The organism is Methylococcus sp. ANG, from assembly GCF_040730495.1.
In the GTDB taxonomy this organism is placed as follows: domain Bacteria; phylum Pseudomonadota; class Gammaproteobacteria; order Methylococcales; family Methylococcaceae; genus Methylococcus.
On record NZ_CP160399.1, the window covers coordinates 1481046 to 1505481 of the forward strand.

Here is a 24436-nt window from a genome sequence, read left to right on the forward strand (position 1 = left end):
GGACGCCCTATTTCACCACCCGCAGTGCCGGCCGCTTTTTCTGCGCCGGCTCCTGCGGTTCGGGTGGCGGCGGAGGTTCGCCGCCGGGCCCCTCTTCCTGGTCGAACACCATGCCCTGGCCATTTTCGCGGGCATACAGCGCCATGACGGCCGACACCGGGATGTAGACGCTGGTGGGCGCGCCGCTGAAACGGGCGCTGAACGTCACTTCGTGGTTGTTCATGTCCAGATGCTGCACGGCTTGCGGGCGGAGATTGAGCACGATGCGCCCTTCCTGCACGTATTGGCGCGGCACGTCCACCGAGGGCGCTTCGGCGTCGACGAGCAGATAAGGCGTGAAATCGTTGTCGATCAGCCACTCGTAAACAGCCCGTATGAGATAGGGCTTGAGAGGGATCATGCGTCTTCCGGGATCACGTGGGCCGGCGCGGCGAACTCCCGCTCCTCTTCGCTCAGGCTCGCCTGAAACGAATGGCGTTCGAACAGCCGGGCCGCATAAGCCTTGATCGGCTCGGCCTGGCGAGGCAGATCGATGCCCAGCATGGGCAGCCGCCACAGCAACGGTGCCAGCGAACAGTCGACCAGGCAGAATTCGTCACTCAGGAAATAGGGCTTGGCGGCGAATATGGGCGCCGCTGCGAGCAGGCTTTCCCGCAACTGCTTCCTGGCCTTCTGGCTTCTGCCCTCGGGCGCATTTTCGATTTCCTCGAGAAGACTGTACCAGTCCCGCTCGACCCGATGGACGAGCAAGCGCGCCCTGGCCCGCGAGACCGGGTCCATCGGATGCAGCGGGGGATGGGGAAAACGCTCGTCGAGGTACTCCATGATGATGCGGGAGTCGTAGAGCACCAAGTCCCGGTCGACGAGCGTCGGCATGGTGCCATAGGGATTCAGCTCGACCAGATCCTCGGGGGGATCGCCCATGTCGACATATTCGATGTCCGCGGAAATTCCTTTTTCATGCAGCACGATCCGCGTACGATGACTGTACGCGCAGGTCGGGGAACAAAACAGAGTCATCACGGATTTTCGGCTGGCCGCTGTTGCCACGTATCACACCTCTTTCATGTCGTGATCACGCCCGGAATCCCCTTCCTTATCATGTCCAGCCGCGAATCGGCGGGCCCATCCCCAGGGAAGCGGCGGAACTCTCGAGAAAGCCGCCCCTCGGGGGAAGCCCCCACCCTGGAAGGCCCCTGGGACGCTCGCCCAGTTGCAACGAACCCGTGCGTTGAGCCGGACGGATCGGGACCTTGGCGCACCGCAACCCATCCGGATTGTATCATGATCGTTTCAGGCGATGTCTTTCCAGTATTCCCGCTTGAGCCGGTAGAGAACGACCGCCAGAACGATCAGCACCGCGACCACATATTTGCCGATGCGCAGCCGGTCCAACTGTGCGGGTTCGGCGGCATAAACCAGGAAATTGACCAGATCGGCCACCATCTCGTCGAATTCCTCGGACGGCAACGCCCCCTGATTGACATGTTTCAAACCGACGATGGCTTCCACCCCGCCGCCTTTCTTGACCACCGGCCGCTGGGCGCCCTGCAGTGAGGCGAATACGTTCGGCATGGCGACCTGCCGAAAGAAAGCGTTGTCCACGCCAGTCGGCCGTGACGGGTCCAGGTAGAAGCCACGGAGATAGCTGTAGATCCAGTCGGGATGACGGGAGCGGGCGATCAGCGACAGATCGGGCGGAGCAACCCCGAACCAGCCCTCCGCATCAGCGGCACGCATTGCGCTGAGCATGCTGTCCTGCGGCTTCGCCTGGCCCCTCAGGAAATCACGCTCCAGCACACCGTCCTCGAGCTTCAGATCGTGCGCCATGCGCGAATAGCGCAGATGCTTGAGGGAATGGCAGCCCTGGCAGTAGTTCGCGTACGTCACGGCCCCTCGCCTGAGCGACTCCTTGTCGAAGACGTCGACGTCGACGTCCTCCAGCGGCATGACGCTTTCCACGGCAAACGCGCTGCCGGCCACCAAAGTCAGAAAAAGTCCGGCGATTCGTCTCATTTTTTGATTCCGCTAAATGCCCTGGCTTTCTCCAAGCAAGCGGCGATTTGCGCGCCAGCCCTTCTGTACCATTCGGAATTCTCCGCCGCGGCGATGCCCCGCCGCACCCCTTCCCAAACGATGCCCTCCCGCTTTTCCAGCGGAATCACCGCCTCGGTCAAGCGTTCCGGCAAGGGCTTGGTCCTGTCCTTCAGGCTGTACCAGGGCATCAGCAGGAAAAAGGCGAAGTAGTTGAGCGAGAAAAACCGGGCCAGGAACGTCGTGGTAGGCGTCACCGGCTTGGTGCCCAGGATGCCGAGTCCGATGAAACTCAGGACGAACAGGGTCAGGGCGGTCTTGTAATAGGCGCCCCGGTACCGGATCGAGCGGACCTGGCAACGGTCCAGCCACGGCAGCCCGAACAGCAACACGATCGATGCCCCCATGGCGATGACGCCGCCGAGCTTGTCCGGCACCGACCGCAGGATCGAATAGAACGGCGTGAAGTACCACACCGGCGCGATGTGCTCCGGCGTCTTCATCGGGTCGGCCGGCTCGAAGTTGGGATGCTCCAAGAAATAGCCTCCCATCTCCGGCGCGTAGAACACGACCAGGGCGAACAGGACCACGAACACCGCCATGGCATAAAGGTCCTTTACCGTGTAGTACGGATGGAGCGGAATGCCGTCCAGCGGAACGCCATCGGCATCCTTCTTCTCCTTGATCTCGATGCCGTCCGGGTTGCCCGATCCCGAAGTATGCAGCGCGGCCAGATGCAGCACCACCAGCATTACGATGGCCAGCGGAATCGCCACGACGTGCAGGGCGAAAAAGCGGGTCAGCGTGGCGTCGGCCACCACGTAGTCCCCCCGCACCCAGGTGGCGAGATCCTCGCCGATCACCGGTATGGCGCCGAACAGCGAAATGATCACCTGCGCGCCCCAGTAGGACATCTGTCCCCACGGAAGCAGATAGCCCATGAAGGCTTCGGCCATCAGCAGCAGGAAGATCACCATGCCGAACAGCCAGAGCAGTTCCCGGGGCTTCTTGAACGACCCGTAGAACAGCGCCCGGAACATGTGCAGATAGATCACGATGAAGAACGCCGAAGCCCCCGTCGAATGCATGTAGCGCAGCAGCCAGCCCCATTTGACGTCGCGCATGATGTATTCGATCGAATCGAAGGCGAGGCCGGCGTCCGGCTTGTAGTGCATCGCCAGGAAGATACCGGTGACGATCTGATTGACCAGCACGAACAAGGCGAGCGAGCCGAAGAAATAAAGCAGATTGAAATTCTTCGGCGCATAGTACTGAGTCAGGTGATCGCGGACGAACGCGCTCACCGGGAGGCGCTGGTCCACCCAGTCCATCACGGCTTTCATTCTCTCGTTGGGCATCAGGCCTCCTCCTCGCCGGCGACCCCGACCAGGATCCGGGTGTCGCTCAGATATTTGTAGGGTGGGATGTCCAGATTCTTGGGCGCCGGTACCCCTTTGAACACGCGGCCGGCAAGATCGAAGCGGGAACCGTGGCAAGGGCAGAAAAAGCCGCCGGGCCAGTCGGGCCCGAGATCGGCCGGAGCCACTTCCGGACGGAACGTCGGGGCACAGCCCAGATGGGTGCAGACGCCGACAGCCACGAAAATCTCGGGCTTGAGCGCACGCACGGGATTTGCCGCCGCCTTCGGCTGTTCCGATTCCTTGGACAAGGGATCGCGCAGAACGTCTTCGCCAAGCGTTGCCAGACGGTCGAGTTCCTGCTGCGTCCGGCGTAGAATCCACACCGGCTTGCCGCGCCAGAGCACACGGATGAGCTGGCCCGGTTCTAGCTTGCCGATATCGACGTCGACCGGGGCGCCGGCGGCCTGAGCCTTGGCGCTGGGCTGCATGGAGCCCACGAACGGGACGGCGACCATGCCGGCGCTGACGGCACCGATCATGGTTGCGGCTTGTGTCAGGAACCGGCGCTTCTCTGAATCGACGCCTTCTGTCATGGTGAAAATTCTCCAGCGGTGGACGGGAGCGTTCTTACCCCCCTTTGGAAACAATCCATTTCGAAACCCTCCTTATTGTTTGGCCGCCGATTGTGTTGCATAGTGGACAATTCGGTCAAGCCAGACTGTTTAATTGTAACACGCACGGGGCTCCCAGCCTCCGGGGCCGATCCACGGCCAGGTCGGTGCGGGGTCCGTTGCCGAAACACCGGCGGACCGGAAAAAAAAAAACGGCGCCGCGCGCTCAGCGGTGCCTGATCCGATATTCGGCCGAACGGGCATGCGCTCCCAGCCCCTCGCCCCACGCCAGCAGCGAAGCGGTGCGCCCCAGCGAATCGGCGCCGTCCGCCGAACAGTAGATCAGGCTGGAACGCTTCTGAAAATCGTAGACGCCCAGCGGGGACGAGAAGCGCGCGGTACCCGAGGTCGGCAGGACGTGGTTGGGGCCGGCGCAGTAATCGCCTAGCGCTTCCGCGGTGTAACGCCCCATGAAGATGGCTCCGGCATTGCGGATCGAGCGTACCAGGATTTCCGGGCTCTCCACCGAAAGCTCCAGATGCTCCGGCGCGATACGGTTGGCGACCGCCGCCGCCTGCTCCAGATCGTCGACCAGGATCATGCCGCCGCGCCGCTCCAGCGAGGTGCGGATGACCCCGGCCCGCTCCATGTCGGGCAGCAGCCGCTCGATGCTCGCTTGTACCGCCTCCAGATGCGCCGCGTCCGGGCTGATCAGGATCGCCTGGGCGTCCTCGTCGTGCTCGGCCTGCGAAAACAGATCCATGGCGATCCAGTCCGGATCGGTCCGTCCGTCCGAAATCACCAGGATCTCCGAAGGGCCCGCGACCATGTCGATTCCCACCTGGCCGAACACCAGCTTCTTGGCGGTCGCCACATAGATGTTGCCGGGACCGACGATCTTGTCGACCCTGGGCACCGTCTCCGTCCCGTAGGCCAGGGCGGCGACCGCCTGCGCACCGCCGATGCGGAAAACCCGGTCCACGCCGGAAATGTAGGCGGCCGCCAGCACCAGGGCGTTCAACTCTCCCCGCGGCGCGGGCACGACCATGACGAGTTCCGGCACCCCGGCCACCTTGGCCGGAACCGCATTCATCAGCACCGAGGAAGGATACGCGGCCTTGCCGCCGGGGACGTACAGGCCGACCCGGTCGAGCGGCGTGATCTGCTGGCCCAGCAGAGTGCCGTCGGCTTCACGGTAGTCCCAGGACTCGAGCTTTTGCCGCTCGGCATAGGCCCGGATGCGCTCCGCCGCCTCCCGCAGGGCCTTGGCCTGTTCGGCGGGCAGCGCCTGCCAGGCCGCTTCCAGCGCATCGCGCGGCAGCTCGAGCGCCCCGGCGTCGTCCACGACGAAATTGTCGAAACGCGCCGTAAGCTCCACCAGGGCCGCATCGCCTTCGCGGCGGATGCGGCCGATGATCTCGATCACGCGCTGATGGATCTCGGCGTCCTCGCTCTCGCTCCAGGCCAGCAGCCGGTCCAGTTGCGATGCGAAATCCGCATCCGCGGTATCCAGCCGTTTGATTCTCACTTCTGTCATAAACTTACCCCTCCCGAGCGGCCCGTTCCGAAACGATCCGCGCCAGATGGCCTACGAGTTCCGTGATGGCTCCGTGCTTCATCTTCATGGCCGCCTTGTTCACCACCAGGCGGCTGCTGATGTCCATGATCAGTTCCAACGGCTCCAGGCCGTTCGCACGCAAGGTGTTGCCGGTGTCGACCAGGTCGACGATGCAATCGGCCAGTCCCACCAGCGGCGCCAGCTCCATCGAGCCGTACAGCTTGATGACCTCGGCCTGCACGCCCCGCCGGGCGAAAAAGCGCTTGGCGGTGTTCACATACTTGGTGGCAACCCGCAGGCGGCGGCTGGCAGCCGGCATCTCCCGCGGCCCCGCCGTCATCAGCCGGCAGCGCGCTATCCCCAAATCCAGCGGCTCGTAGAGCCCCTCGCCTTCATATTCCACCAGCACGTCCTTGCCGGCGATGCCGAGATCGGCCGCGCCGTATTCGACGTAGGTGGGCACGTCCGCCGCCCGGATGATGACCAGTTGCACGTCGTCCCGGCTGGTGGGAAGGATCAGCTTGCGGCTCTTCTCCGGGTCCACCGTTGGCACGATGCCGGCCGCGGCCAGGAGCGGCAGGGCTTCTTCGTAAATGCGGCCCTTGGAAACGGCGATGGTCAGCATGGCGTCTAGTTCGGCACCCGGCGGATCTCGGCGCCGAGCTGGGCCAGCTTTTCCTCGATGCACTCGTAGCCGCGGTCGATATGGTAGATGCGGTCGACCTTGGTCTGCCCTTCGGCCACCAGGCCCGCCAGCACCAGGCTGGCCGATGCGCGCAGATCGGTCGCCATGACCGGTGCGCCGGTCAGGCGGGACACGCCCTTGACGATGGCGGTGTTGGACTCCAGCTTGATGTCGGCCCCCATGCGCTGCATTTCCTGGACGTGCATGAAGCGGTTTTCGAATACCGTCTCGGTGATGACGCCCACACCCTCGGCAACGCTGTTCATCGCGGTGAACTGGGCCTGCATGTCGGTGGGAAACGCCGGGTAGGGCGCTGTGTGCAGCGACACCGCCTGCGGCCTCCGCCCTTTCATGTCCAGTTCGATCCAGTCCTCGCCCAAGGCGATTTCCGCGCCGGCCTCCTCCAGCTTGGCGAGGACCGCGTCCAGCAGGTCGGGGCGGGTTCCCTTGAGCTTGACGCGGCCGCCGGTCATCGCGGTGGCGACCAGGTAGGTCCCCGTTTCGATGCGGTCCGGCAGGATGCGGTAGTTCAACCCCTCGCCGTTCAGCGAATCGACCCCCTCGATCTGCAGGACGTCCGTCCCTGCCCCGCTCACCTTGCCGCCCATGGCATTGATGAAATTGGCGAGATCGACCACCTCCGGCTCCCTCGCCGCGTTCTCGATGATGGTCACGCCGTCGGCGAGCGCCGCCGCCATCATCAGGTTCTCGGTACCCGTCACTGTCACTTGGTCCAGCACCAGCCGGCAGCCTTTCAAGCGTTTGGCCTCGGCGTAGATGTAGCCGTTGCGGACGCTGATGTCGGCCCCCATGGCTGCCAGCCCTTCCAGGTGGAGATTGACCGGCCGGGTGCCGATGGCGCAGCCGCCCGGCAGCGACACCTCCGCCCGGCCGAAACGGGCCAGCAGCGGCCCCAGCACCAGAATCGAAGCCCGCATCGTACGGACCAGTTCGTATGGCGCGAAAAAATTCTGGATCGTACTCGGATCGACCTCGATGTTCAGCTTTTCGTCGACCAGAAGGTTCAAACCCATGCGGCCGAGCAGCTCCATGGTGGTCGTGATGTCGTGGAGATGGGGCACATTGCCCACGGTCACGGGGCCATCCGACAGCAGGGTTGCCGCGAGAACCGGCAGGGCGGCATTCTTGGCGCCCGATATCCGCAGTTCGCCGGAAAGCGGCCGCCCGCCTCCGATGAGAAGTTTATCCATGTAGTTCTGTATCCATAGTTTGAGATGCCGATCCGGAACAAGGCGCCAGCAAAACACCGGTTCCGGACACGCGAACCAGATTCTCGACCTGGGCCGGCATGTTTTCCAGGCGCAGCGACGCTCCGCTCTTCCGCGCCAGCCTCACCCATTCGATCAGCAGGGCGATGCCGGCACTGTCGGCGCGCGCCACCTTGCGCAAATCGATCGCCACGCTCGTCTGCCCGCGAAACAGCCCGAGGGTCCGCTTGAGCGCCGCCGGAGCGGTCGCATAAGTGAGTTCGCCGCTCACCGAGTACCGCCCTTGGGCCTCCTCCTGCAAGGCGAAAACGCGTTTCGGGCCCGCGGGCGGACGCATGGCTATTTCCCTTTGCCCGATTTGTCCTCGGACTTGCCCTCGCCTTCCGCCTTGTTGAACAGGAAACGGCTGATGACCTCCTCCAGGACGAGAGCCGACTGGGTCAACTCGATCTGCCCGCCTTCGCCCAGATAGTCGTCGCTCCCGCCCGGCGTGAGGCCGACGTACTGTTCTCCCAGGAGGCCCGCGGTCAGGATGCTGGCGCTGGTATCGCTGGGGAGGGTGTCGTATTGCCGGTCGATGCGCATTTCCACCACCGCTTCGTACGAACCCTTGTCGAATGAGACCGCCGTCACCCGTCCGATCCTGACCCCCCCCATCGACACGGCCGCGCGAGGCCGGAGGCTGCCGACGTTCTCGAACCGCGCGATGATCCTATAGCCTTCCGCGCCAGTCTCGAACTCGCTGAGATTGCTCACCTTCATGGCGAGCAGGAACAGCGATGCCAGCCCCAGGGCGACGAATATCCCCACCCAGATTTCGATCGTTTTCGAATGCACGCCTCAATCCTTTCCAAACATCAGGGCTGTGAGCACGAAGTCGCAGCCCAGCACTGCGAACGCCGAATAGACCACCGACCGCGTCGTCGCCCGGCTGACGCCTTCCGAGGTCGGCACGGCATCATAGCCCTCGAATACCGCGATCCAGGTGACGACCGCGCCGAACACCAGGCTCTTGATGACGCCATTGACGATGTCCTCGTCGAAATCGATCTTGGCCTGCATCTGCGACCGGAACGCGCCTTCGTCCACGCCCAAGAGGCCAACGCCGACGAAATAGCCGCCGAGCACGCCGATGATGCTGAACAGCGCCGCCAGCAGCGGCATCGACACCACGCCGGCGAAATAGCGCGGGGCGATGATCCGTTTCACCGGATCGACGGCCATCATTTCCATGCCGGAAAGCTGCTCGGTCGCCTTCATGAGGCCGATCTCCGCCGTCAGGGCGGAGCCGGCCCGACCCGCGAACAGGAGCGCCGTCACGACGGGCCCGAGCTCGCGCACCAGCGATGCGGCCACCATCACGCCCAGGCTCTCTTCCGCGCCGAAATCCGAGAGGACGTAGTAGCCCTGCAGGCCGAGCACCATGCCGACGAACAGCCCCGAGATCATGATCAGAAGGATGCTCAGCACGCCGACCGAATACATCTGAACGATGAGCAGGTGCAGCCGCGCGACCAGCCCTGGCAATCCCGTCAGCACATGCAGGATGAACAGATGGGCCCGCCCCAGCTTGCGGACGCTGACCAGCGCAGACTGGCCGAGAAGCTGGAACGGCTTCAACACGGTATTCATCGGCTCGCCACGAAACCCAGCAGATCGCTCGCGTAATCCTTGGAAGGATAATGGAAATGGACCGGGCCGTCCGGCAGCCCGTCCATGAACTGCCGGATCCAGGGCGAATCCGACTGTGCCACTTCCGCCGGCGTGCCCCGCCCGACCACTTTGCCGCCGGAGATCAGGTAAACGTAATCCGCGATGGAGGCGGTCTCCTGCACGTCGTGCGACACCACGATGCTGGTCAGGCCCAGGCCGTGGTTGAGATCGTGGATCAGCTGCACCAGCACCCCCATGGAAATGGGGTCCTGGCCGGTGAACGGCTCGTCGTACATGATCATCATGGGGTCGAGCACGATGGCCCGCGCCAGCGCGACGCGCCTGGCCATGCCGCCCGACAGTTGGGCCGGCATCAGGTCGCGGGCGCCGCGCAAGCCCACGGCCTCGAGCTTCATCAGCACCAGGGTGCGGATCATGGACTCCGGCAGACGGGTGTGCTCGCGCAAGGGAAAGGCGACGTTCTCGTAGACCGAAAGATCGGTCAACAGCGCCCCGCTCTGGAACAGCATGCCCATGCGCTTGCGCAGGGCATAAAGCTCATCCAGCCCGAGCCGGTGGACGTCGATCCCATCCACCCGGACGGTGCCGCCGTCGGGGCGGAGCTGGCCGCCGATGAGCTTGAGCAGCGTGGTCTTGCCGGTGCCGCTGGGTCCCATGATCGCGGTGATCTTGCCGCGGGGAATGTCGAGATCGATCTTGTCGAAGATCTTGCGACCACTGCGGGAAAAGCTCAGGCCGCGGATGGAAACGAGCGCCGGGGTGTCCGAAGGCTGGAAGGTCATTGGGCCGCTACGCGCGTCGTATCGTCTGTTCGGAACGCAAAAAAGGCGTGTATTGTCGGGACTGGGGCGGATTCAGTCAACTCGAACCGCTCCCGCGCCGCCGAAAAACCTTTTCCAATCAAGCCCATCAGGAGGGTTGAACCTCGACGGCCTCCAGCGCGACGCCGCACTCCTCCCTGACCCGCTTGATCAGGTTGCGGGCATAGCCGTTGAACGGCTTGACCCGCACGGCCGCGGCGAGCTGCTGGCCGGTGGGCGAAAACTTGCGGTAACCGACGGCGCCCGGATTTTCCGCCTCCGTGGCGGCGATTTCATAAACCCGGTCGAAATAGTTCACCCGAAGACCGCGCGAACTTCCGCTCAAAACCCCGGGCTCCGGCGCCAGCAGCCCGATGCCGATGAAATGCTGGGTCAGGTCGTTGCCGCGCACGTAGCTCCACATCTCCTGCCGCGTCAGGGACTCGTCGAACAGGAACCGCCAGCCGGATTCGAAGGCGAAAACGAAGGCGCAGTATTCCGAAAAGCCGGCCAGTTCCCATTCGTCCATCTGGCTGAGGGCGACCAGCGAGCGGCGCGAATAGAATCCGGGCGCGGACGTTTCTTTCGCGAGCACGCGAGCCCAGAACGCCTGGGCTTCCGCCTCCCCGACGTCCTGCGCCAGCCGGAAAAACAGATCCATCCAATCCGGGCGCAGCGGCAGCTCCGATTCGGTTTCGGTCGGCCCGGCGAGCGCCAGCTCCAGGATGCGCTCGATGTTGCGCTGGCGCTTCGCTTCCCGATGGGCGGTGCGCGCCAGAGCACGGGAACCGGGCGACTCGACGGATTCCGGGTCACCGGACACACGGAATTCCTCTTCCCCCAGGACCGCACCTGCCGCGGCAAGCAGTCTTTCCGTCGCCGAGCCGGTCATGCGGCGGGCCCGATGAGGTTCACACCGCCCATGTACGGCACCAGGACCTCCGGCACCCGGATCCGCCCCGCCTCGTCCTGGCAGTTCTCCAGGACGGCCACCAGGGTGCGCCCCACGGCGAGTCCCGAACCGTTGAGCGTATGGAGCAGCTCCGGTTTGCCCGTTTCCGGATTGCGCCAGCGCGCCTGCAACCGGCGCGCCTGGAAGTCGCGGAAATTGCTGCAGGACGAGATTTCCCGGTAGGCTTGCTGGCCCGGCAGCCAGACCTCCAGGTCATAGGTCTTGGCCGAGGAAAAGCCGGTGTCTCCCGCGCACAGCAAAACGCGCCGGTACGGCAGGCCGAGCCGCTCCAGGACGACTTCGGCATGACGGGTCAGCGCCTCGTGGGCCTCGCCCGAGTCTTCCGGACGGACGATCTGGACCAGTTCCACCTTCTCGAACTGGTGCTGCCGGATCAGCCCCCGCACATCGCGGCCATAGGACCCGGCTTCGCTGCGGAAACACGGCGTATGGCAGACGTATTTCAGCGGCAGGCGTTCGGCCTCCAAGATCTCGTCACGCACCAGATTGGTCACCGGAACCTCGGCGGTCGGAATCAGATAGAACGCCGGATCGTGCTCCACCTTGAACAGGTCTTCCTCGAACTTCGGAAGCTGGCCGGTGCCGCGCAGGCTGTCGGCGTTGACCAGGAACGGCACGTAGGTTTCGACGTAGCCATGCTCGCCGGCATGGGTATCGAGCATGAACTGAGTCAGGGCGCGCTGCAGCCGCGCCAGGGGTCCGGTCAGGACCACGAAGCGCGAACCGGTCAGTTTGGCGGCCGCTTCGAAATCCGCGCAGCCCAGGCCGATGGCGAGATCGACGTGGTCCTGGGGTTCGAAGCCGAATTGCGGCGGCTCGCCCCAGCGCCGGATCTCGACGTTGTCCGCCTCGCTGCGGCCTTCGGGCACGTCGGCATCCAGGATGTTGGGCACGCCGAGCAGCAATGTCTCCATGCGCTCCTGGATCGACGACAGTTCGGCCTCCTTTTCCTTCAGTTGATCCCCCAGCCCCTGCACGGCCGCCAGCAACGGTTCGATGTCCTCGCCCCGCGCCTTGGCCTGGCCGATGGACTTGGAACGGCTGTTGCGTTCGTTCTGCAGGTTCTGGGTTTCCACCTGCACGGCCTTGCGGCGCTCTTCGAGGGCGCTGAAAGCCTCGACGTCCAGGGAAAATCCGCGGCGGCCGAGCTGCTGCGCGGTCTGCTCCAGTTGGGTACGGACTAAGCGTGGGTCCAACATGTATCGCTCATTCTCCTTCGTTGGGATTCGTGGCGCCATGGACCTTGGCCGGCCAGGTCACCACATGACGCAATTGGTATTTTTCGACGACGTCGGCGAGCGCCGCCTCGACCCGCTCCGGCGTATCGAAAAATTCGACGACCAGCGGCAGGTCCAGCGACAAGTCCACCAGGCTCGCGGTACGCAGCTTCCCGTCGGAACCGATGCCGGCCGTGCCCTGAAACACCGTGAGGCCGGCTATTTCATGCGTGACCTGCAAGTGCTTCACCAGCTCGCGCATGACATGCTCGCCCTCCCGAAGATATATCCGGACGAAAGTCACTTCTCCGCTCATCCCGTTCCCCTTGCCAATGCCAGCCCCAGGCTGAGAAATACCACGGCGGCGAACGCCGACAGAGTGAAGGCGCCCCACAGCTCGACCGGCCCCCGCAACTCGGTGCCCGTCAGGACCAGGGCGGCCAGCGTGCCCATGACGACGAGACCGGTCAGGGCCACCAGCACCAGCGATTCGAGCTGCGGACCGAATCCGGCCCGCGCGAACGCATGGGCCGCGGCGAAACCGGCCAGGAAGGCCGCCGCGCAAGCCGCCCCGAATACCCGCAGCCCCGGCCCACCGGCAAGCGCGGCGATCTCTCCGACGGCCAGCCGGCGTGCCAGCACCGTGCCGACCCAGACCGCCGCGAGGCACAGAACGACGCTCAGCAGCACGTTGAGCGCAGCCTTGAGCAGGCTTCCCTCCTCGAACAGCGCCAGCGTTTCGAGGGAGAACGTCGAAAACGTCGTGTAGGCGCCGAGGAAGCCGACCAGCACGGCGGCCCGGTATTCCGCCGCCAGGGCGAAACGCTGGACCATCAGTACCGCCAGAAATCCCATGAGAAACGAGCCGCTGACATTGATGAACAGGGTTCCATGCGGAAAATCCCGTCCCAGCCAGCCATACAGGCCGTTGGAAATCCAGAAGCGCGCCAGCGCCCCGGCGGCTCCACCCAGGGCGATCGCGACCAGAGACAGATTCATGGCGCTTTCCCGCGCAGAGCCGCCATGGCATCGGACGAGGGATTCGCCACCACGCCGGCCTCGGTGACGATGGCGTCGATCAGCGCCGCCGGCGTCACGTCGAACACCGGATTCCAGGCGTCGATCACGCTGTCGCCGCCGAGAAAGGCCGGATGCAGCAATTCACGCGGATCGCGCTCCTCCACCACGATGTCCTGACCGGTGGCCGTCGCCCAGTCCACCGTCGAGGTCGGCGCCACCATCATCAGCTTCACCCCGTGATGTCTGGCCAGCACCGCCAGCGAATAGGTGCCGATCTTGTTCGCGACATCGCCGTTGGCGGCGATCCGGTCGGCGCCGACGACCACCCATTGCACGGCGCCCGATTTCATCAGCCAGGCGGCGGCGGAATCGGCCAGCAGGGTCGCCGGGATCCGGTCCTGATCGAGTTCCCAGACCGTGAGCCTCGCGCCCTGGGACCAGGGCCGGGTTTCGGTGGCATAGACCCTTTCCAGCGCGCCACGGCGCCAAGTGCTGCGGATCACCCCCAGCGCGGTGCCGTATCCGCCCGTCGCCAGCGCGCCGGTGTTGCAATGCGTCAGCACCCCTTTACATCCGGCCAGAATATCGGCGCCGAGCTCGCCCATCGCCAGGTTGGCGGCGAGATCGTCTTCGTGAATCCTGCGTGCCACGGCCAGGAGCGCCGGTGCTGGATCGCCTTCGATACCGGCGATCGCCTCGCGCATGCGGTCCAGCGCCCAGAACAGGTTCACGGCGGTCGGCCGGGACCGCGCCAACGCGGTGAAGTCGTCCCCGATCGCCCGTTTCCAGCCCAAAGGATCGCGGGCGTAGGCGGCGCGCGCGCCGAGGACCACGCCATACGCCGCGGCGATGCCAATGGCCGGAGCCCCGCGGACCCGCATGCAGGCGATCGCTTCCGCGACGCCCTCCGCAGTGTCGAAAGTCTGGTAAACCATATCGGCCGGCAACAGGCGCTGGTCGAGCACCTCCAGGCCGCGGTCCGACCATTTCAGGGCCTGGACGGCGGAAACTGCGGAAAATGAATGTCCTGACACGGTAAGGAAGCCCTGGAGCGGTTCTACGGCTGCCGGCGAGCGGCACAAAGAGCGGATTTTACGGGCTGACGGCACGATTGGCCATGGACGCCGACGGACGGTTCAAGGTGCCGCCTGTGTCCTTTGCCTCAGCACTTCGTACAGGACTATGCCGGTCGCCACCGAAAGATTGAGGCTCTCCACCCCGCCCAGCATCGGTATCCGCAAAAGGAAGTCGCAGCGCTCGCGGGTCAGGCGCCGCAGCCCTGCCCCTTCGGCGCCCATCACGATCACCAGCGGGAGGCGGAGATCCAGCTCGTACAGCGTCTTTTCCGCCTCGCCCGCCGCCCCGGCCACCCAGTAGCCGCGCTGCTTGAATTGATCCAGGCTGCGGGCGAGGTTCGTCACCCGGTAGAGCGGTACGGTCTCCGCGGCCCCCGAGGCGACCTTCGCCGCCGTGGGCGTCAGCCCGACCGACTGGTCCTTGGTGACCACCAGCCCCTTCACACCCGCGGCGTCGCAGGTGCGCAGGCAAGCCCCGAGATTGTGGGGGTCCTGCACATGGTCGAGCACGAGATAGAGCGGATGCCCGTCGGCGGCATCCAGTGCATCGAGCAGATCGGCCTCGCCTCTTTCCTGCGGCAAATCCAGCTCCAGCAGAATGCCCTGGTGCTTGCGCGGATCGGCCAGGCGGTCGAGCTGTTTTCGGTCCGCACGGACGATCTCCACCCCCAGATCGTCCAGCCGCGAGGCCACGGCCTGGAGGCGGTTCTGCACGCGATGATCGTCCAGCCAGGCCTTGATTATCTTGTCGGGCGAGTACTCCAGAGCCGCCTCGGCGGCGTGAATGCCCCAGACCCGGCGCGCATCGCTCATTTCTTGCTCCGCTTCCGGCTGCGCTTTCTGCGCTTCTGTTGCGGCTCAGGGGCCTCGGCCGTCTTCTTGACCAGATCGAGGTCGATCTTGCGTTCGTCGAGATCGACCCGCGCGACTTTTACCCGCACGGTATCGCCCAGCCGATAGCGCACGCCGCTGCGCTCGCCGGTGAGGCGATGGCCGATGGGATCATAGTGGAAGAAATCCTTGTCGAGATTGGAGATGTGCACCAGCCCCTCGACGAAGATTTCGCGCAGTTCCGCGAAGAAGCCGAACGAGGTGACGGCCGAGATGACGGCGTCGAATTCTTCGCCCAGCTTGTCCAGCATGAATTCGCACTTGAGCCAGCTCACCACGTCGCGGGTGGCCTCGTCCGCACGGCGCTCGCAGGTTGAGCAATGTTCGCCGGCCAGCACCAGATCGTTGTGGGAATAGTCGAATTCGCTGGGCTTGGCTTTGCTCAATGCGTGCTTGATGGCACGGTGTATCAGGAGGTCGGGGTAGCGCCGGATCGGCGAAGTGAAATGGGTATAGGCATCGGAAGCCAGGCCGAAATGCCCTTTCTTGTCAGGGCTGTAGACGGCCTGTGCCAGCGACCGCAGAAGCACGGTCTGTACCAGGTGCTCGTCCGGCCGGCCATGGATGGCTTCGATCAGCTCGGCGTAGTGTCTGGGCTCCGGTTCGTCGCCGCCGCCCAGGCTCAGGCCGACCTCGCCCAGGAAGGTGCGCAGATCGGTGAGGCGCTCCGCGGTGGGGCCCTCATGGATGCGCAGCAGGTGCGGCACCTTGGTCTTTGCGAGGAAGCGGGCCGTCGCCATGTTGGCGGCGATCATGCACTCCTCGATGAGGCGGTGGGCATCGTTCCGGACGACCGGCACGATGGTATCGATCTTGCGCCCGGCGCCGAACACGATCCTGGACTCCTGGGTCTCGAAGTCGATGGCGCCGCGCTCGTCGCGCGCCCGCCGCAGAAGCCGATAGACCGAATAGAGGTTTTCCAGGTGCGGCACCAGCGGCTGGTAGTGCCGCCGGAGCGCCTTGTCGCCGTCGACCAGCATGCGCGCGACTTGAGTGTAGGTCAGACGGGCGTGGGATCGCATCACGGCCTCGTAGAACTTGGCACGGCCGACATTGCCTTCCTCGTCGAGGACCATCTCGCAGACCATGCACAAGCGGTCTTCCTCAGGATTGAGGGAACACAGCCCGTTGGACAGCACCTCCGGCAGCATTGGGATCACCCGCTCGGGGAAATACACCGAGGTCCCGCGGGTGTGGGCCTCCTGGTCCAGGACCGTGCCCGGCTTGACGTAATGCGAAACGTCGGCGATCGCGACGTACAGCTTCCAGCCCTTGGGGGTGCGGCGGCAATACACGGCGTCGTCGAAATCGCGCGCGTCTTCGCCGTCGATGGTCACCAGCGGGAGATCCCGCAGATCGGTCCGGCCGGCCTTGGCCTCTTCCGGCACCTCCGGGGCCAGACCGGCGATCATGGCTTCGACCTCTTCCGGCCACTGGTTCGGCAGGTCGTAATTGCGTATCGCAACCTCGATCTCCATGCCGGGCGCCATGTGGTCGCCCAGGATCTCCACGATCCGGCCGATGGGTTCGCGCCGTGCGGTCGGCTGCTCGACGATCTCGACCACGACGATCTGGCCGTGCACGGCACCGGCGAGGGCATTTTCCGGCACCAGGATTTCGAGGGGGATGCGTTTGTTGTCCGGAACGACGTAGGCGATGTCGTTCTCGATGTAGAGCCGGCCGACGGTGCTGCGGGTATTGCGCTCCAGAATCTGGACCAGCGCGGCTTCCCGCCGCCCCCGGCGGTCGATGCCGCGCACGCTGACGACCACCCGGTCGTCGTGGATGAGGGCGCGCATGTCCTTCGGCGAGATGAACAGGTCGGCGCTGCCGTCGTCGGGATGGAGAAAACCGAATCCATCAGGATGGCCGATGACCCGGCCGGCGATCAGATCCTTGGCATTGACCACGCAGAAGCGGTCGCGGCGGTTGCGCAGCAGTTGCCCGTCGCGCTCCATGGCATTGAGCCGGCGCCGCAGCGACTCACGGTCGTCCGCGTCGTCCACGCCGAGCGCATCGGCGACCTCCTCGAGGTTGGCCGGCGCGCCGATGTCCTGCAGCACCTTGAGAATCAGTTCCCTGCTGGGGATCGGGCGTTCGTACTTCTTCGCCTCCCTTTCCGCGTACGGATCCTTATGGCGGAATTCCCGCTCCCTGCTGACGGCATCGGCCGAAGACGTGTTCAAATCGCTTTCCTGATCCTTGATGCTCAATGTGTTCTCTCGAGTGCTTCGTTATTGACAGTGATGGTGGAGCTGGCTATCATACCAGCTCTCGCAAGGCTTTCGGGCCTCATCATCTTGCCGAGGTGGTGAAATTGGTAGACACGCATGTTTCAGGTACATGTGAGGCGACTCGTGGAGGTTCAAGTCCTCTCCTCGGCACCAAAGCTTCCCGCACGCTCGATTCGAGCGCCCCGTCCAAGTTTAAGAAAACCCCGATTTTTTTCTGATGGCGGCCGCGCCGGGTTTGGCGCATCATGCTATTTTTCCCGTATGCGGGCCTCCTCGCCGGAGGAAACCCGCGTCCCCGGACCTTTTAGCCCGCCGCGAAGGGATTCTGTATCACGATCGTGTCCTGCCGGTCGGGTCCTGTCGAGATGATGTCGACATTGACGCCGATGGTCTCTTCCAAGCGCTTGATGTATGCGCGCGCATTGGCCGACAGATCGTCCAGGGTACGGATACCCGCGGTTGACTCCTCCCAGCCCGGCATTTCTTCGATGATCGGCTCGCAGCGGGCGTAATTGTCCGCACCGATCGGTACGGTGTCGATTTCCTGTCCATCGTAGCGATAGCCGATGCAAATTCCGATCTTGGGCAGGCCGTCGAGTACGTCCAGCTTGGTCAGGCAGATGCCGCTCAGGCCGTTCAGTTTGGCCGATCGGCGCATGAGTACGGCATCGAACCAGCCACAGCGCCGGCGGCGCCCGGTCGTCGCGCCGAATTCGGCGCCCTTCTGGGTCAAAATCTCCCCCGTGGCATCGAGCAATTCGGTCGGAAACGGCCCGTTGCCCACCCGGGTGGCGTAGGCCTTGGTGATTCCCAGGACGTAGTCGAAATTCAGAAGGCCTACGCCGGTGCCGCAGGAAGCGCCGCCCGCCGTGGTATTGGACGAGGTGACGTAGGGATAGGTGCCGTGGTCGATGTCCAGCATCGCGCCTTGGGCGCCCTCGAACAGAACGTTCTCGCCCGCGGCCCGATAGCGGTGCAGGATGCCCGCCACGTCCCCCAGCATGGGGCAGATTTTCGCTCCGAGATCCAGCAGGTTGTCCAAGGTTTCCTGGAAATCCACGCCCTGCGCACCGTAATAGCGGGTCAGTATGAAATTGTGGTAGTCGAGCAGTTCGCGCAGGCGTTCGGGCAAGCCCACCGTATCGCGGAGATCGCCCGCCCGCAGCCCCCGCCGCGCCACCTTGTCTTCGTAGGCAGGCCCGATGCCGCGCCCGGTCGTGCCAATGGCCTTGCCGCCCCGCGCAGCCTCCCGGGCGTTATCCAGGGCGACATGCACCGGCAGGATCAAAGCGCAGGCCTCGCTGATGATCAGCCGGTCGCGGATCGACAGTCCCACGCTCTCCAGCACCCCGATCTCCTGCATCAAGGCTTCCGGTGAAAGTACGACGCCGTTTCCGATGAGACAGGTGACGCTGTCCCGGAGAATGCCCGAGGGGATGAGGTGGAGCACCGTCTTGCGGCCGTCGATGACCAGGGTGTGCCCCGCATTATGGCCCCCTTGGAAACGGACGACGGCGTTAGCGTGTTCGGTCAGGAGATCGACCAGCTTGCCCTTACCCTCGTCCCCCCACTGGGTTCCGATGACGACTATGTTTTTTGCCATTGAATGATGATTCCGTTGCTGTGTCGTTTAGCCTTTGCCGCCTGCGGGACGGCACGGCCGGAAACTGGTGTCACGCGTCCTTGGCCGCAACAGGACAAACACGCCAGCGCTCGCCGTCGAACCGCAGCTCGCTACGGAAACCGTGCTCCGCGGCATCGCCTTGCTGGCCGGGAAGAGCCTCCACGACGGTACGCCCAGAGTCGCGCAGTTCGCGGATGGCCGCGGTCAATGCGGGCTCAGCGGCGGCCGGGGCGAATATGGCCGCTCCGCTGCCGGAAAAAGACTCGCCGAGCCCGGACAATCTGAGAACGACCTTGAGATCGGCACTGAATCCCGTCGCCGGGCGCGCCCGCCCGAATACTTTCCCTATGTCGTCATACCGTCCGCCGCGAGCAATCTCCCTCCCATAGCCCGGCACGAAAGCGGAAAAAACCACACCGGTCTGATAGCGGTACCCCCGCAGCTCGGCCAGATCGAAATTGACGGGAACCTCGGAGCAGCAGCTGCCGAGCCGCTCCGCCAGCATGGCCAGCTCCTCCAGGGCTAGATGCACTGCGGCGTCGGCTTCGGACAGGTATTCCCGGGCCCGCTCGATGACACCGTGCCGGCCGTTGAGGTCGACCAGATCCGTAAACATGCGCGCCGTTTGCGGAGCCATTCCCATGCCCGCGACGGCCGCGGTGAGTTCGGGGCGCGCCTTCTGCTGCAGCAAGGTAAACAGCTCGCCTTCCTGCTCCCCCGTCAGACCGGCCTGGCGCGCCAAACCGCGGAATATGCCGACATGTCCCAAATCCAGATGGACCTGCCCGACGCCGGCCGTCGCCAGAACTTCCAGCATCAGGCGAATGATTTCGAGATCGCTCGCTCCCCCGCCATGACCATAAAGCTCCGCGCCGAACTGGATGGGGCTGCGCGATTTTTCCAGGCGATCGGCCTGGGTATGCAGCACGGAGCCCAGATAGCAAAACCGGCCCGGCATGTCGCCGACATGGGTGCGGGCATCGATCCGGGCGACCTGGGGCGTCATGTCGGCGCGGATGCCGAGGAGGCGGCCACTGGCCTGATCGATCAGCTTGAAAGTCTGGATGTCCAGGTCATGGCCGGCCCCTGTCAGCAGCGAATCGATGAATTCGATCAGGGGCGGCATCACCAGCCGGTAGCCCCAGGCGGCAAAGCGGTCGAGCACCCTTCGCCGAAGCAGTTCCAGCCGCTCGGCTTCCTCGGGCAAGAGTTCTTCGATGCCTTCCGGCAGCAGCCAGCGGTCATCGGCTGGATAGGAAAAAGGGAACATAAGGAATCGTGTGGATTGGGCCGCGACCAGCCGGCCCTCCCCGGAACACCGTTGGGCGAAAGACGTTGGTATCGAATTATAGCGGAGGAATCGTCCGGTGTGCCCCTCGGTGATGGGCACACCGCAGCGTCACTTGCCGGTGGATTTCTTGAAATACCTGAAGAACTCGGAATCAGGCTCGAGCACCAGGGTGTCGTCTTCGCGGATCGCACTGCGGTAAGCCGACAGGCTGCGATAGAGGCTGAAGAACTCCTTGTTCTTGCCATAGGCCTGGGCGTATATATCCGCCGCGGTTGCCTCTCCCTCGCCGCGCTTGAGCTCCGCATCCCGGTAGGCGTCGGCCAGAATCACCTCACGCTGACGGTCGGCATCCGCGCGAATGCGCTCCGCCGCCTCGGCGCCACGCGAGCGGAAATCGCGAGCCACCCGGGCCCGCTCGGCCTCCATCCGCCGATATACCGAGGAACTGACCTCGCTCGGAAGATCGATGCGCATGACGCGGACGTCCAATATCTGGATGCCAAGCTGTTCCGCCACGGGGCTCGCGGCGCCGCTCAGCACGTCGCGGATCTGCGAGCGTTCGGACGATACCAGTTCGCGGATCGTGCGCTTGCTGAATTCGCTGCGCATTGCGTCCTTGATGATCTGATCCAGGCGGATGTTCGCCTGAACCACGTCGCCCGCCACCGTCGTGTAATATTTGGCAACGTCCTTGACCCGCCACTTGACGAAGGAATCGACGATGACGTTCTTCTTCTCGGAGGTCAGGAAGCGCTCCGGCTTGGACTCGAGGGTCAGAATCCGCCCGTCGAACTTCTTGACGTTGTTGATGAACGGCACCTGGAAATAAATCCCTGGCGTATAGTCCGATTGCACGATTTCGCCCAGCCGGAACCTGATCACCTTCTGGGTTTCGGAGACCGTGAATACCGACAGCGAGGCCAAAACGGCCGCCGCGCCGGCCACCGCGATGATTGCCTTAGCCTGTGCCATTATTGTCCCCTCCCGTCTCTGCCGCGGCTCGACGCACGCCCGCCGCCGGTCTTGGCTCCGCCGTCCTGGCTATCCATCTGCGCCGGAATGGACACGCTCCCGGCTTCCGTCTCCGAAGCCGCGGTATCGGCGGCACCCCGGCCCGACCTGATCTTGTCCAGCGGGAGGTAGACCACGTTGTTCCCGCTCTTGACGTCGAGCAGCAGGGTATTGGCACGCCCCACCACTTCCTGCATCGATTCGATGTAAAGACGCTCACGCATCACATCCGGAGCCTTCTCGTATTCAGCCAGCAGCCGCTCGAATCGGCCCGCTTCGCCCCGCGCCCTGGCGATGACCTTTTCCTTGTAGCCGTCCGATTCTTGAATCAGCCGCGACGCCGCTCCTCGCGCCTTGGGAACGACCTCGTTCGCGTAGGCCTCGGCCTCGTTCTTGAGTCTCTGCTCGTCCTCGCGAGCTTTGATGGCATCCTCGAAAGAAGCCTGCACCTCTTCCGGCGGCTGGGCATCGACCAGATTGACCGTGATCACCCGAATACCGGCACGATATTGATCGAGCATTTCCTGGATCTCGGCCTTGATGTCGGCGGCAACACCGCTGCGTCCCTCGGTCAGGACGAAATCCATGGTGCTGTTGCCGATCACCGAACGTTCAGCGCTTTCGGTGACCTGCTTCAAAGTACCCTCGGGATCCAGCACGTTGAACAGATATTCCTTCGCGTCCTTGATCTGGTATTGCACGGCCAGACGGACGTCGACGATGTTTTCGTCCTTCGTCAGCATCAGGGCTTCGCGCGGCACCGAGCCCAGCGAGCCGACCGCCTGCTGGCGACCGCCCGAACGGTAGCCGACTTCGACGAAGCGCTGCTGTTCGACGTTGACCACCGTCACGGCCTCGACTGGGGACGGCCAGTGCCAGTGCGGGCCGGGCTGGGTGGTTTCGACGTATTTGCCGAAACGCGTCACCACGCCGCGGCTGCCCTCGTCGACGATGTAAATGCCGGTCAGGCCCCATACCGCCACGGCCGCCGCGCCGATCATGCCGGCAAGCCTGGCCGCGTTCCCACCGCCACCGCCACCGTCGGGCCTGCGCCCGAACAGCTTGTTGATACGGTCCTGCAGATTGCGGAGAACCTCGTCCAGATCCGGAGGGGTATCCTGCTGGTCGCGCCCGCTCCACGGGTCCTTCTTTCCACCGCCCGGTTCATTCCAAGCCATGTGAACACTCCTGTGACGATCTATAGCCATTGCTTTCGAGTTGCAGCATTGCCCGGATTATCCCGGAAATCCTTCAAACATACAAAAATCCCGAGTGGAATCGTCAGTGGCTCACACCGAGCGGATCGTCGCATTCCGCCCGCGCGGGGCTGTCCCCGATGGCACGGCGCAAACCGCGGGCCGTGGCCGGAAATTCCACGGACAGACGCCAGCCGCCTTCCCCGTCAGGCTCGTCCGACATCACCCTTGCCTCGCGATAGAGACGCGCCCTGAGTTCGCCCTGGCCCGCCGATAGGGTCAGGATACGGCGCTCGACGCCGCCGCCCAGGACCTCCTCCAGAAGCCCCTTGAGCAACTCCAGGCCGCCACCGCTCCGGGCCGAGATCCAGACCCGGGCCGGCCGGCCCGACGCATCGCGCTCGACGTGCGGAACCACGCCTTCCAGGCGGTCGATCTTGTTGTACACCTCGATGCACGGAATCCGGTCGGCGCCGATCTCCGCCAGCACCTGCCGCACCTCGGCGATGGTTTCGTCCATCCGCTCGTCGCTGGCGTCGACGACGTGCAGCAGAAGATCCGCTTCGGCCGATTCCTGCAGGGTGGACCGGAACGCCGCGACGAGTTCATGCGGCAGATGGCGTATGAAACCCACGGTATCCGCCAGCACCATGTTCAGACCGCCACTGCTCAGGCGCCGCAGAGTCGGATCGAGAGTCGCGAACAATTGGTCCGCCGAATAGACTTCCGCCTGTGTCAAGGCATTGAACAAGGTCGACTTGCCGGCGTTGGTATAGCCGACCAGGCCGACCACCGGCACTTCCGCCCGGCGGCGCGCCTGCCGCCCCTGATCGCGCTGCACTTCCACCTGCTGAAGCCGCTTCTGGATCTGGCGGATCCGGTTGGCGAGCAGACGCTTGTCGGTCTCGAGCTGGGTTTCGCCGGGACCGCGCAGGCCGATCCCGCCCTTCTGGCGCTCGAGGTGAGTCCAGCCCCGTACCAGCCGGGTGGAGAGATGTTTCAACTGAGCCAGTTCGACCTGGAGCCGCCCCTCGAAGGAGCGCGCACGTTGGGCGAAAATGTCCAGGATGAGGCCGCTGCGGTCGACCACCCGGACATTCAACGCTTTTTCGAGATTGCGCTCTTGGCTCGGCGTGAGCGCATGATTGAAGAGTACCAGCTCCGCGTCGTGCGCCTTGACCGTCTCGGCCAGTTCTTCCAGCTTGCCCTGACCGATGTAATAGCGGGGATCGATCGCGCGCAGCCGGCCCGTGACCGTGGCCACGGGCTCTGCCCCTGCGGACAGAGCCAGGAGCCGCAGTTCGTCCAGATCTTCCTGATCCGGGCCGGCCAACGGCATGTGCACCAGTACCGCGCGTGATCCGGTACCCGGCCTATCGAACAACCGATTCCCTCAAGACTGCGGCTCTATGAGGCACGTCTTTCGCTGCCTCACTCGGCATCCTCGTCGCCACCTTCACCCGCATGCGGCACGCGCACCGGGCGGCCGGGCACGATGGTCGAAATCGCGTGTTTGTACACCATCTGGCTGACGGTGTTCTTCAGCATGATCACATACTGGTCGAACGAATCCACCTTTCCTTGCAGCTTGATTCCGTTGACGAGATAGATCGAAACCGGAACGTGTTCCTTCCGGAGTGCATTCAGGAATGGATCTTGCAGATTTTGGCCCTTCGACATCCTCTTTCTCCTTGTTGTTTTTGGATTGGATTACCTTCCCATCCAAGACTTGGAACAAATTAACAGAATTGCACCGGCATAGCCATCTGCACAATCTTGAGACAAACCGTTTGCAATTCAAGCCTTCCCGTAAAATTTTCATGCGGCGACAGGACCTGTTCCCTTCACGATTGCCTCATCACCGACCCGAGGCGCCCCTTTTACAATTCAACGGAAAACGCCGCCGTCCGACCTGGGTTCTATGGTTTACAATGCCCGCCCCAAACCGAAG

Annotated in this window: 25 protein-coding genes and 1 tRNA gene; 1 reads left to right on the plus strand and 25 read right to left on the minus strand. The window is 64.1% G+C overall.

Annotated elements, in window-relative coordinates; translation table 11 throughout:
- Window positions 1-7: 7 nt before the first annotated feature.
- The 19 genes from ABZN20_RS06995 to rnr all read right to left on the minus strand — a co-directional run bounded on the left by ABZN20_RS06995 (window position 8) and on the right by rnr (window position 17315).
- Window positions 8-400 carry a ClpXP protease specificity-enhancing factor gene (locus ABZN20_RS06995; protein ID WP_367027198.1) on the minus strand — a complete coding sequence of 131 codons (393 nt, stop codon included), beginning with the start codon at window positions 398-400 and terminating at the stop codon, window positions 8-10.
- Window positions 397-1020, minus strand: a complete 624-nt coding sequence (locus ABZN20_RS07000) for a glutathione S-transferase N-terminal domain-containing protein (RefSeq protein ID WP_305080249.1) — start codon at window positions 1018-1020, stop codon at window positions 397-399. Before ABZN20_RS07000 ends, ABZN20_RS06995 begins: the two co-directional genes overlap by 4 nt.
- A gap of 273 nt (window positions 1021-1293) precedes the next feature.
- Window positions 1294-2016: a cytochrome c1 gene (locus ABZN20_RS07005; RefSeq protein WP_218807221.1), complete on the minus strand. Its 723-nt coding sequence runs from the start codon at window positions 2014-2016 to the stop codon at window positions 1294-1296.
- Window positions 2013-3392 carry a cytochrome b gene (locus ABZN20_RS07010; RefSeq protein WP_218807222.1) on the minus strand — a complete coding sequence of 460 codons (1380 nt, stop codon included), beginning with the start codon at window positions 3390-3392 and terminating at the stop codon, window positions 2013-2015. The genes ABZN20_RS07005 and ABZN20_RS07010 overlap by 4 nt, the downstream gene beginning before the upstream one ends.
- The gene (petA, locus tag ABZN20_RS07015) at window positions 3392-3988 is read right to left on the minus strand and encodes a ubiquinol-cytochrome c reductase iron-sulfur subunit (protein ID WP_218807223.1); all 597 of its coding nucleotides are present in this window, start codon (window positions 3986-3988) and stop codon (window positions 3392-3394) included. The genes ABZN20_RS07010 and petA overlap by 1 nt, the downstream gene beginning before the upstream one ends.
- Before the next feature lie 244 nt (window positions 3989-4232).
- Window positions 4233-5543 carry a histidinol dehydrogenase gene (gene hisD, locus ABZN20_RS07020; RefSeq protein ID WP_218807224.1) on the minus strand — a complete coding sequence of 437 codons (1311 nt, stop codon included), beginning with the start codon at window positions 5541-5543 and terminating at the stop codon, window positions 4233-4235.
- A 4-nt stretch (window positions 5544-5547) separates the two neighbouring features.
- The gene (gene hisG / locus ABZN20_RS07025; RefSeq protein WP_367027199.1) at window positions 5548-6189 is read right to left on the minus strand and encodes an ATP phosphoribosyltransferase; all 642 of its coding nucleotides are present in this window, start codon (window positions 6187-6189) and stop codon (window positions 5548-5550) included.
- A gap of 5 nt (window positions 6190-6194) precedes the next feature.
- Entirely contained in the window at window positions 6195-7460 is a 1266-nt protein-coding gene (gene murA, locus ABZN20_RS07030; protein WP_218807226.1) for a UDP-N-acetylglucosamine 1-carboxyvinyltransferase, read from the minus strand.
- Window positions 7453-7815, minus strand: coding sequence for an STAS domain-containing protein (locus ABZN20_RS07035; protein ID WP_218807227.1), 363 nt, complete (start codon window positions 7813-7815; stop codon window positions 7453-7455). The genes murA and ABZN20_RS07035 overlap by 8 nt, the downstream gene beginning before the upstream one ends.
- Before the next feature lie 2 nt (window positions 7816-7817).
- Window positions 7818-8315: an outer membrane lipid asymmetry maintenance protein MlaD gene (mlaD, locus tag ABZN20_RS07040; protein WP_218807228.1), complete on the minus strand. Its 498-nt coding sequence runs from the start codon at window positions 8313-8315 to the stop codon at window positions 7818-7820.
- A gap of 3 nt (window positions 8316-8318) precedes the next feature.
- A complete protein-coding gene (gene mlaE, locus ABZN20_RS07045) occupies window positions 8319-9110 on the minus strand; it encodes a lipid asymmetry maintenance ABC transporter permease subunit MlaE (protein WP_367027200.1) in 792 nt (263 codons plus the stop codon).
- On the minus strand, window positions 9107-9934 hold the full coding sequence (locus ABZN20_RS07050; RefSeq protein WP_218807230.1) for an ABC transporter ATP-binding protein: 828 nt from the start codon (window positions 9932-9934) through the stop codon (window positions 9107-9109). The genes mlaE and ABZN20_RS07050 overlap by 4 nt, the downstream gene beginning before the upstream one ends.
- A gap of 127 nt (window positions 9935-10061) precedes the next feature.
- Entirely contained in the window at window positions 10062-10844 is a 783-nt protein-coding gene (locus ABZN20_RS07055; RefSeq protein ID WP_367027201.1) for a DUF2806 domain-containing protein, read from the minus strand.
- Window positions 10841-12124, minus strand: a complete 1284-nt coding sequence (serS, locus tag ABZN20_RS07060) for a serine--tRNA ligase (protein ID WP_367027202.1) — start codon at window positions 12122-12124, stop codon at window positions 10841-10843. Before serS ends, ABZN20_RS07055 begins: the two co-directional genes overlap by 4 nt.
- A 7-nt stretch (window positions 12125-12131) precedes the next feature.
- Entirely contained in the window at window positions 12132-12458 is a 327-nt protein-coding gene (locus tag ABZN20_RS07065) for a DUF190 domain-containing protein (RefSeq protein WP_218807233.1), read from the minus strand.
- A complete protein-coding gene (gene crcB, locus ABZN20_RS07070) occupies window positions 12455-13141 on the minus strand; it encodes a fluoride efflux transporter CrcB (protein ID WP_367027203.1) in 687 nt (228 codons plus the stop codon). The genes ABZN20_RS07065 and crcB overlap by 4 nt, the downstream gene beginning before the upstream one ends.
- Entirely contained in the window at window positions 13138-14196 is a 1059-nt protein-coding gene (gene mtnA, locus ABZN20_RS07075) for an S-methyl-5-thioribose-1-phosphate isomerase (RefSeq protein ID WP_367027204.1), read from the minus strand. Before mtnA ends, crcB begins: the two co-directional genes overlap by 4 nt.
- Window positions 14197-14298: 102 nt before the next feature.
- Window positions 14299-15051: a 23S rRNA (guanosine(2251)-2'-O)-methyltransferase RlmB gene (gene rlmB / locus ABZN20_RS07080; protein WP_367027205.1), complete on the minus strand. Its 753-nt coding sequence runs from the start codon at window positions 15049-15051 to the stop codon at window positions 14299-14301.
- Window positions 15048-17315, minus strand: coding sequence for a ribonuclease R (gene rnr / locus ABZN20_RS07085; RefSeq protein ID WP_218808914.1), 2268 nt, complete (start codon window positions 17313-17315; stop codon window positions 15048-15050). The genes rlmB and rnr overlap by 4 nt, the downstream gene beginning before the upstream one ends.
- A gap of 116 nt (window positions 17316-17431) precedes the next feature.
- Here rnr and ABZN20_RS07090 point away from each other — a divergent pair.
- Window positions 17432-17516, plus strand: a tRNA-Leu gene (locus ABZN20_RS07090).
- A gap of 151 nt (window positions 17517-17667) precedes the next feature.
- Here the strand turns inward: ABZN20_RS07090 and ABZN20_RS07095 are convergent.
- The 6 genes from ABZN20_RS07095 to hfq all read right to left on the minus strand — a co-directional run bounded on the left by ABZN20_RS07095 (window position 17668) and on the right by hfq (window position 24165).
- Window positions 17668-18966, minus strand: coding sequence for an adenylosuccinate synthase (locus ABZN20_RS07095; RefSeq protein ID WP_367027206.1), 1299 nt, complete (start codon window positions 18964-18966; stop codon window positions 17668-17670).
- Between the two features lie 70 nt (window positions 18967-19036).
- Window positions 19037-20257, minus strand: a complete 1221-nt coding sequence (locus ABZN20_RS07100; protein WP_367027207.1) for an ATP phosphoribosyltransferase regulatory subunit — start codon at window positions 20255-20257, stop codon at window positions 19037-19039.
- Between the two features lie 129 nt (window positions 20258-20386).
- Window positions 20387-21250, minus strand: coding sequence for a protease modulator HflC (gene hflC, locus ABZN20_RS07105; protein ID WP_218807239.1), 864 nt, complete (start codon window positions 21248-21250; stop codon window positions 20387-20389).
- The gene (gene hflK, locus ABZN20_RS07110; protein ID WP_218807240.1) at window positions 21250-22467 is read right to left on the minus strand and encodes an FtsH protease activity modulator HflK; all 1218 of its coding nucleotides are present in this window, start codon (window positions 22465-22467) and stop codon (window positions 21250-21252) included. Before hflK ends, hflC begins: the two co-directional genes overlap by 1 nt.
- Before the next feature lie 103 nt (window positions 22468-22570).
- On the minus strand, window positions 22571-23869 hold the full coding sequence (hflX, locus tag ABZN20_RS07115; protein ID WP_367027208.1) for a ribosome rescue GTPase HflX: 1299 nt from the start codon (window positions 23867-23869) through the stop codon (window positions 22571-22573).
- Window positions 23870-23916: 47 nt separating this feature from the next.
- Window positions 23917-24165, minus strand: a complete 249-nt coding sequence (hfq, locus tag ABZN20_RS07120; RefSeq protein WP_218807242.1) for an RNA chaperone Hfq — start codon at window positions 24163-24165, stop codon at window positions 23917-23919.
- Window positions 24166-24436: the final 271 nt, after the last annotated feature.

Coding starts and splice junctions, on each gene's coding strand:
- ABZN20_RS06995 (WP_367027198.1), bottom strand. CDS start 400: ATGATCCCTCTCAAGCCCTATCTCATACGGGCTGTTTACGAGTGGCTG.
- ABZN20_RS07000 (WP_305080249.1), bottom strand. CDS start 1,020: ATGACTCTGTTTTGTTCCCCGACCTGCGCGTACAGTCATCGTACGCGG.
- ABZN20_RS07005 (WP_218807221.1), bottom strand. CDS start 2,016: ATGAGACGAATCGCCGGACTTTTTCTGACTTTGGTGGCCGGCAGCGCG.
- ABZN20_RS07010 (WP_218807222.1), bottom strand. CDS start 3,392: ATGCCCAACGAGAGAATGAAAGCCGTGATGGACTGGGTGGACCAGCGC.
- petA (WP_218807223.1), bottom strand. CDS start 3,988: ATGACAGAAGGCGTCGATTCAGAGAAGCGCCGGTTCCTGACACAAGCC.
- hisD (WP_218807224.1), bottom strand. CDS start 5,543: ATGACAGAAGTGAGAATCAAACGGCTGGATACCGCGGATGCGGATTTC.
- hisG (WP_367027199.1), bottom strand. CDS start 6,189: ATGCTGACCATCGCCGTTTCCAAGGGCCGCATTTACGAAGAAGCCCTG.
- murA (WP_218807226.1), bottom strand. CDS start 7,460: ATGGATAAACTTCTCATCGGAGGCGGGCGGCCGCTTTCCGGCGAACTG.
- ABZN20_RS07035 (WP_218807227.1), bottom strand. CDS start 7,815: ATGCGTCCGCCCGCGGGCCCGAAACGCGTTTTCGCCTTGCAGGAGGAG.
- mlaE (WP_367027200.1), bottom strand. CDS start 9,110: ATGAATACCGTGTTGAAGCCGTTCCAGCTTCTCGGCCAGTCTGCGCTG.
- ABZN20_RS07050 (WP_218807230.1), bottom strand. CDS start 9,934: ATGACCTTCCAGCCTTCGGACACCCCGGCGCTCGTTTCCATCCGCGGC.
- ABZN20_RS07055 (WP_367027201.1), bottom strand. CDS start 10,844: ATGACCGGCTCGGCGACGGAAAGACTGCTTGCCGCGGCAGGTGCGGTC.
- serS (WP_367027202.1), bottom strand. CDS start 12,124: ATGTTGGACCCACGCTTAGTCCGTACCCAACTGGAGCAGACCGCGCAG.
- ABZN20_RS07065 (WP_218807233.1), bottom strand. CDS start 12,458: ATGAGCGGAGAAGTGACTTTCGTCCGGATATATCTTCGGGAGGGCGAG.
- crcB (WP_367027203.1), bottom strand. CDS start 13,141: ATGAATCTGTCTCTGGTCGCGATCGCCCTGGGTGGAGCCGCCGGGGCG.
- rlmB (WP_367027205.1), bottom strand. CDS start 15,051: ATGAGCGATGCGCGCCGGGTCTGGGGCATTCACGCCGCCGAGGCGGCT.
- ABZN20_RS07095 (WP_367027206.1), bottom strand. CDS start 18,966: ATGGCAAAAAACATAGTCGTCATCGGAACCCAGTGGGGGGACGAGGGT.
- ABZN20_RS07100 (WP_367027207.1), bottom strand. CDS start 20,257: ATGTTCCCTTTTTCCTATCCAGCCGATGACCGCTGGCTGCTGCCGGAA.
- hflC (WP_218807239.1), bottom strand. CDS start 21,250: ATGGCACAGGCTAAGGCAATCATCGCGGTGGCCGGCGCGGCGGCCGTT.
- hflK (WP_218807240.1), bottom strand. CDS start 22,467: ATGGCTTGGAATGAACCGGGCGGTGGAAAGAAGGACCCGTGGAGCGGG.
- hfq (WP_218807242.1), bottom strand. CDS start 24,165: ATGTCGAAGGGCCAAAATCTGCAAGATCCATTCCTGAATGCACTCCGG.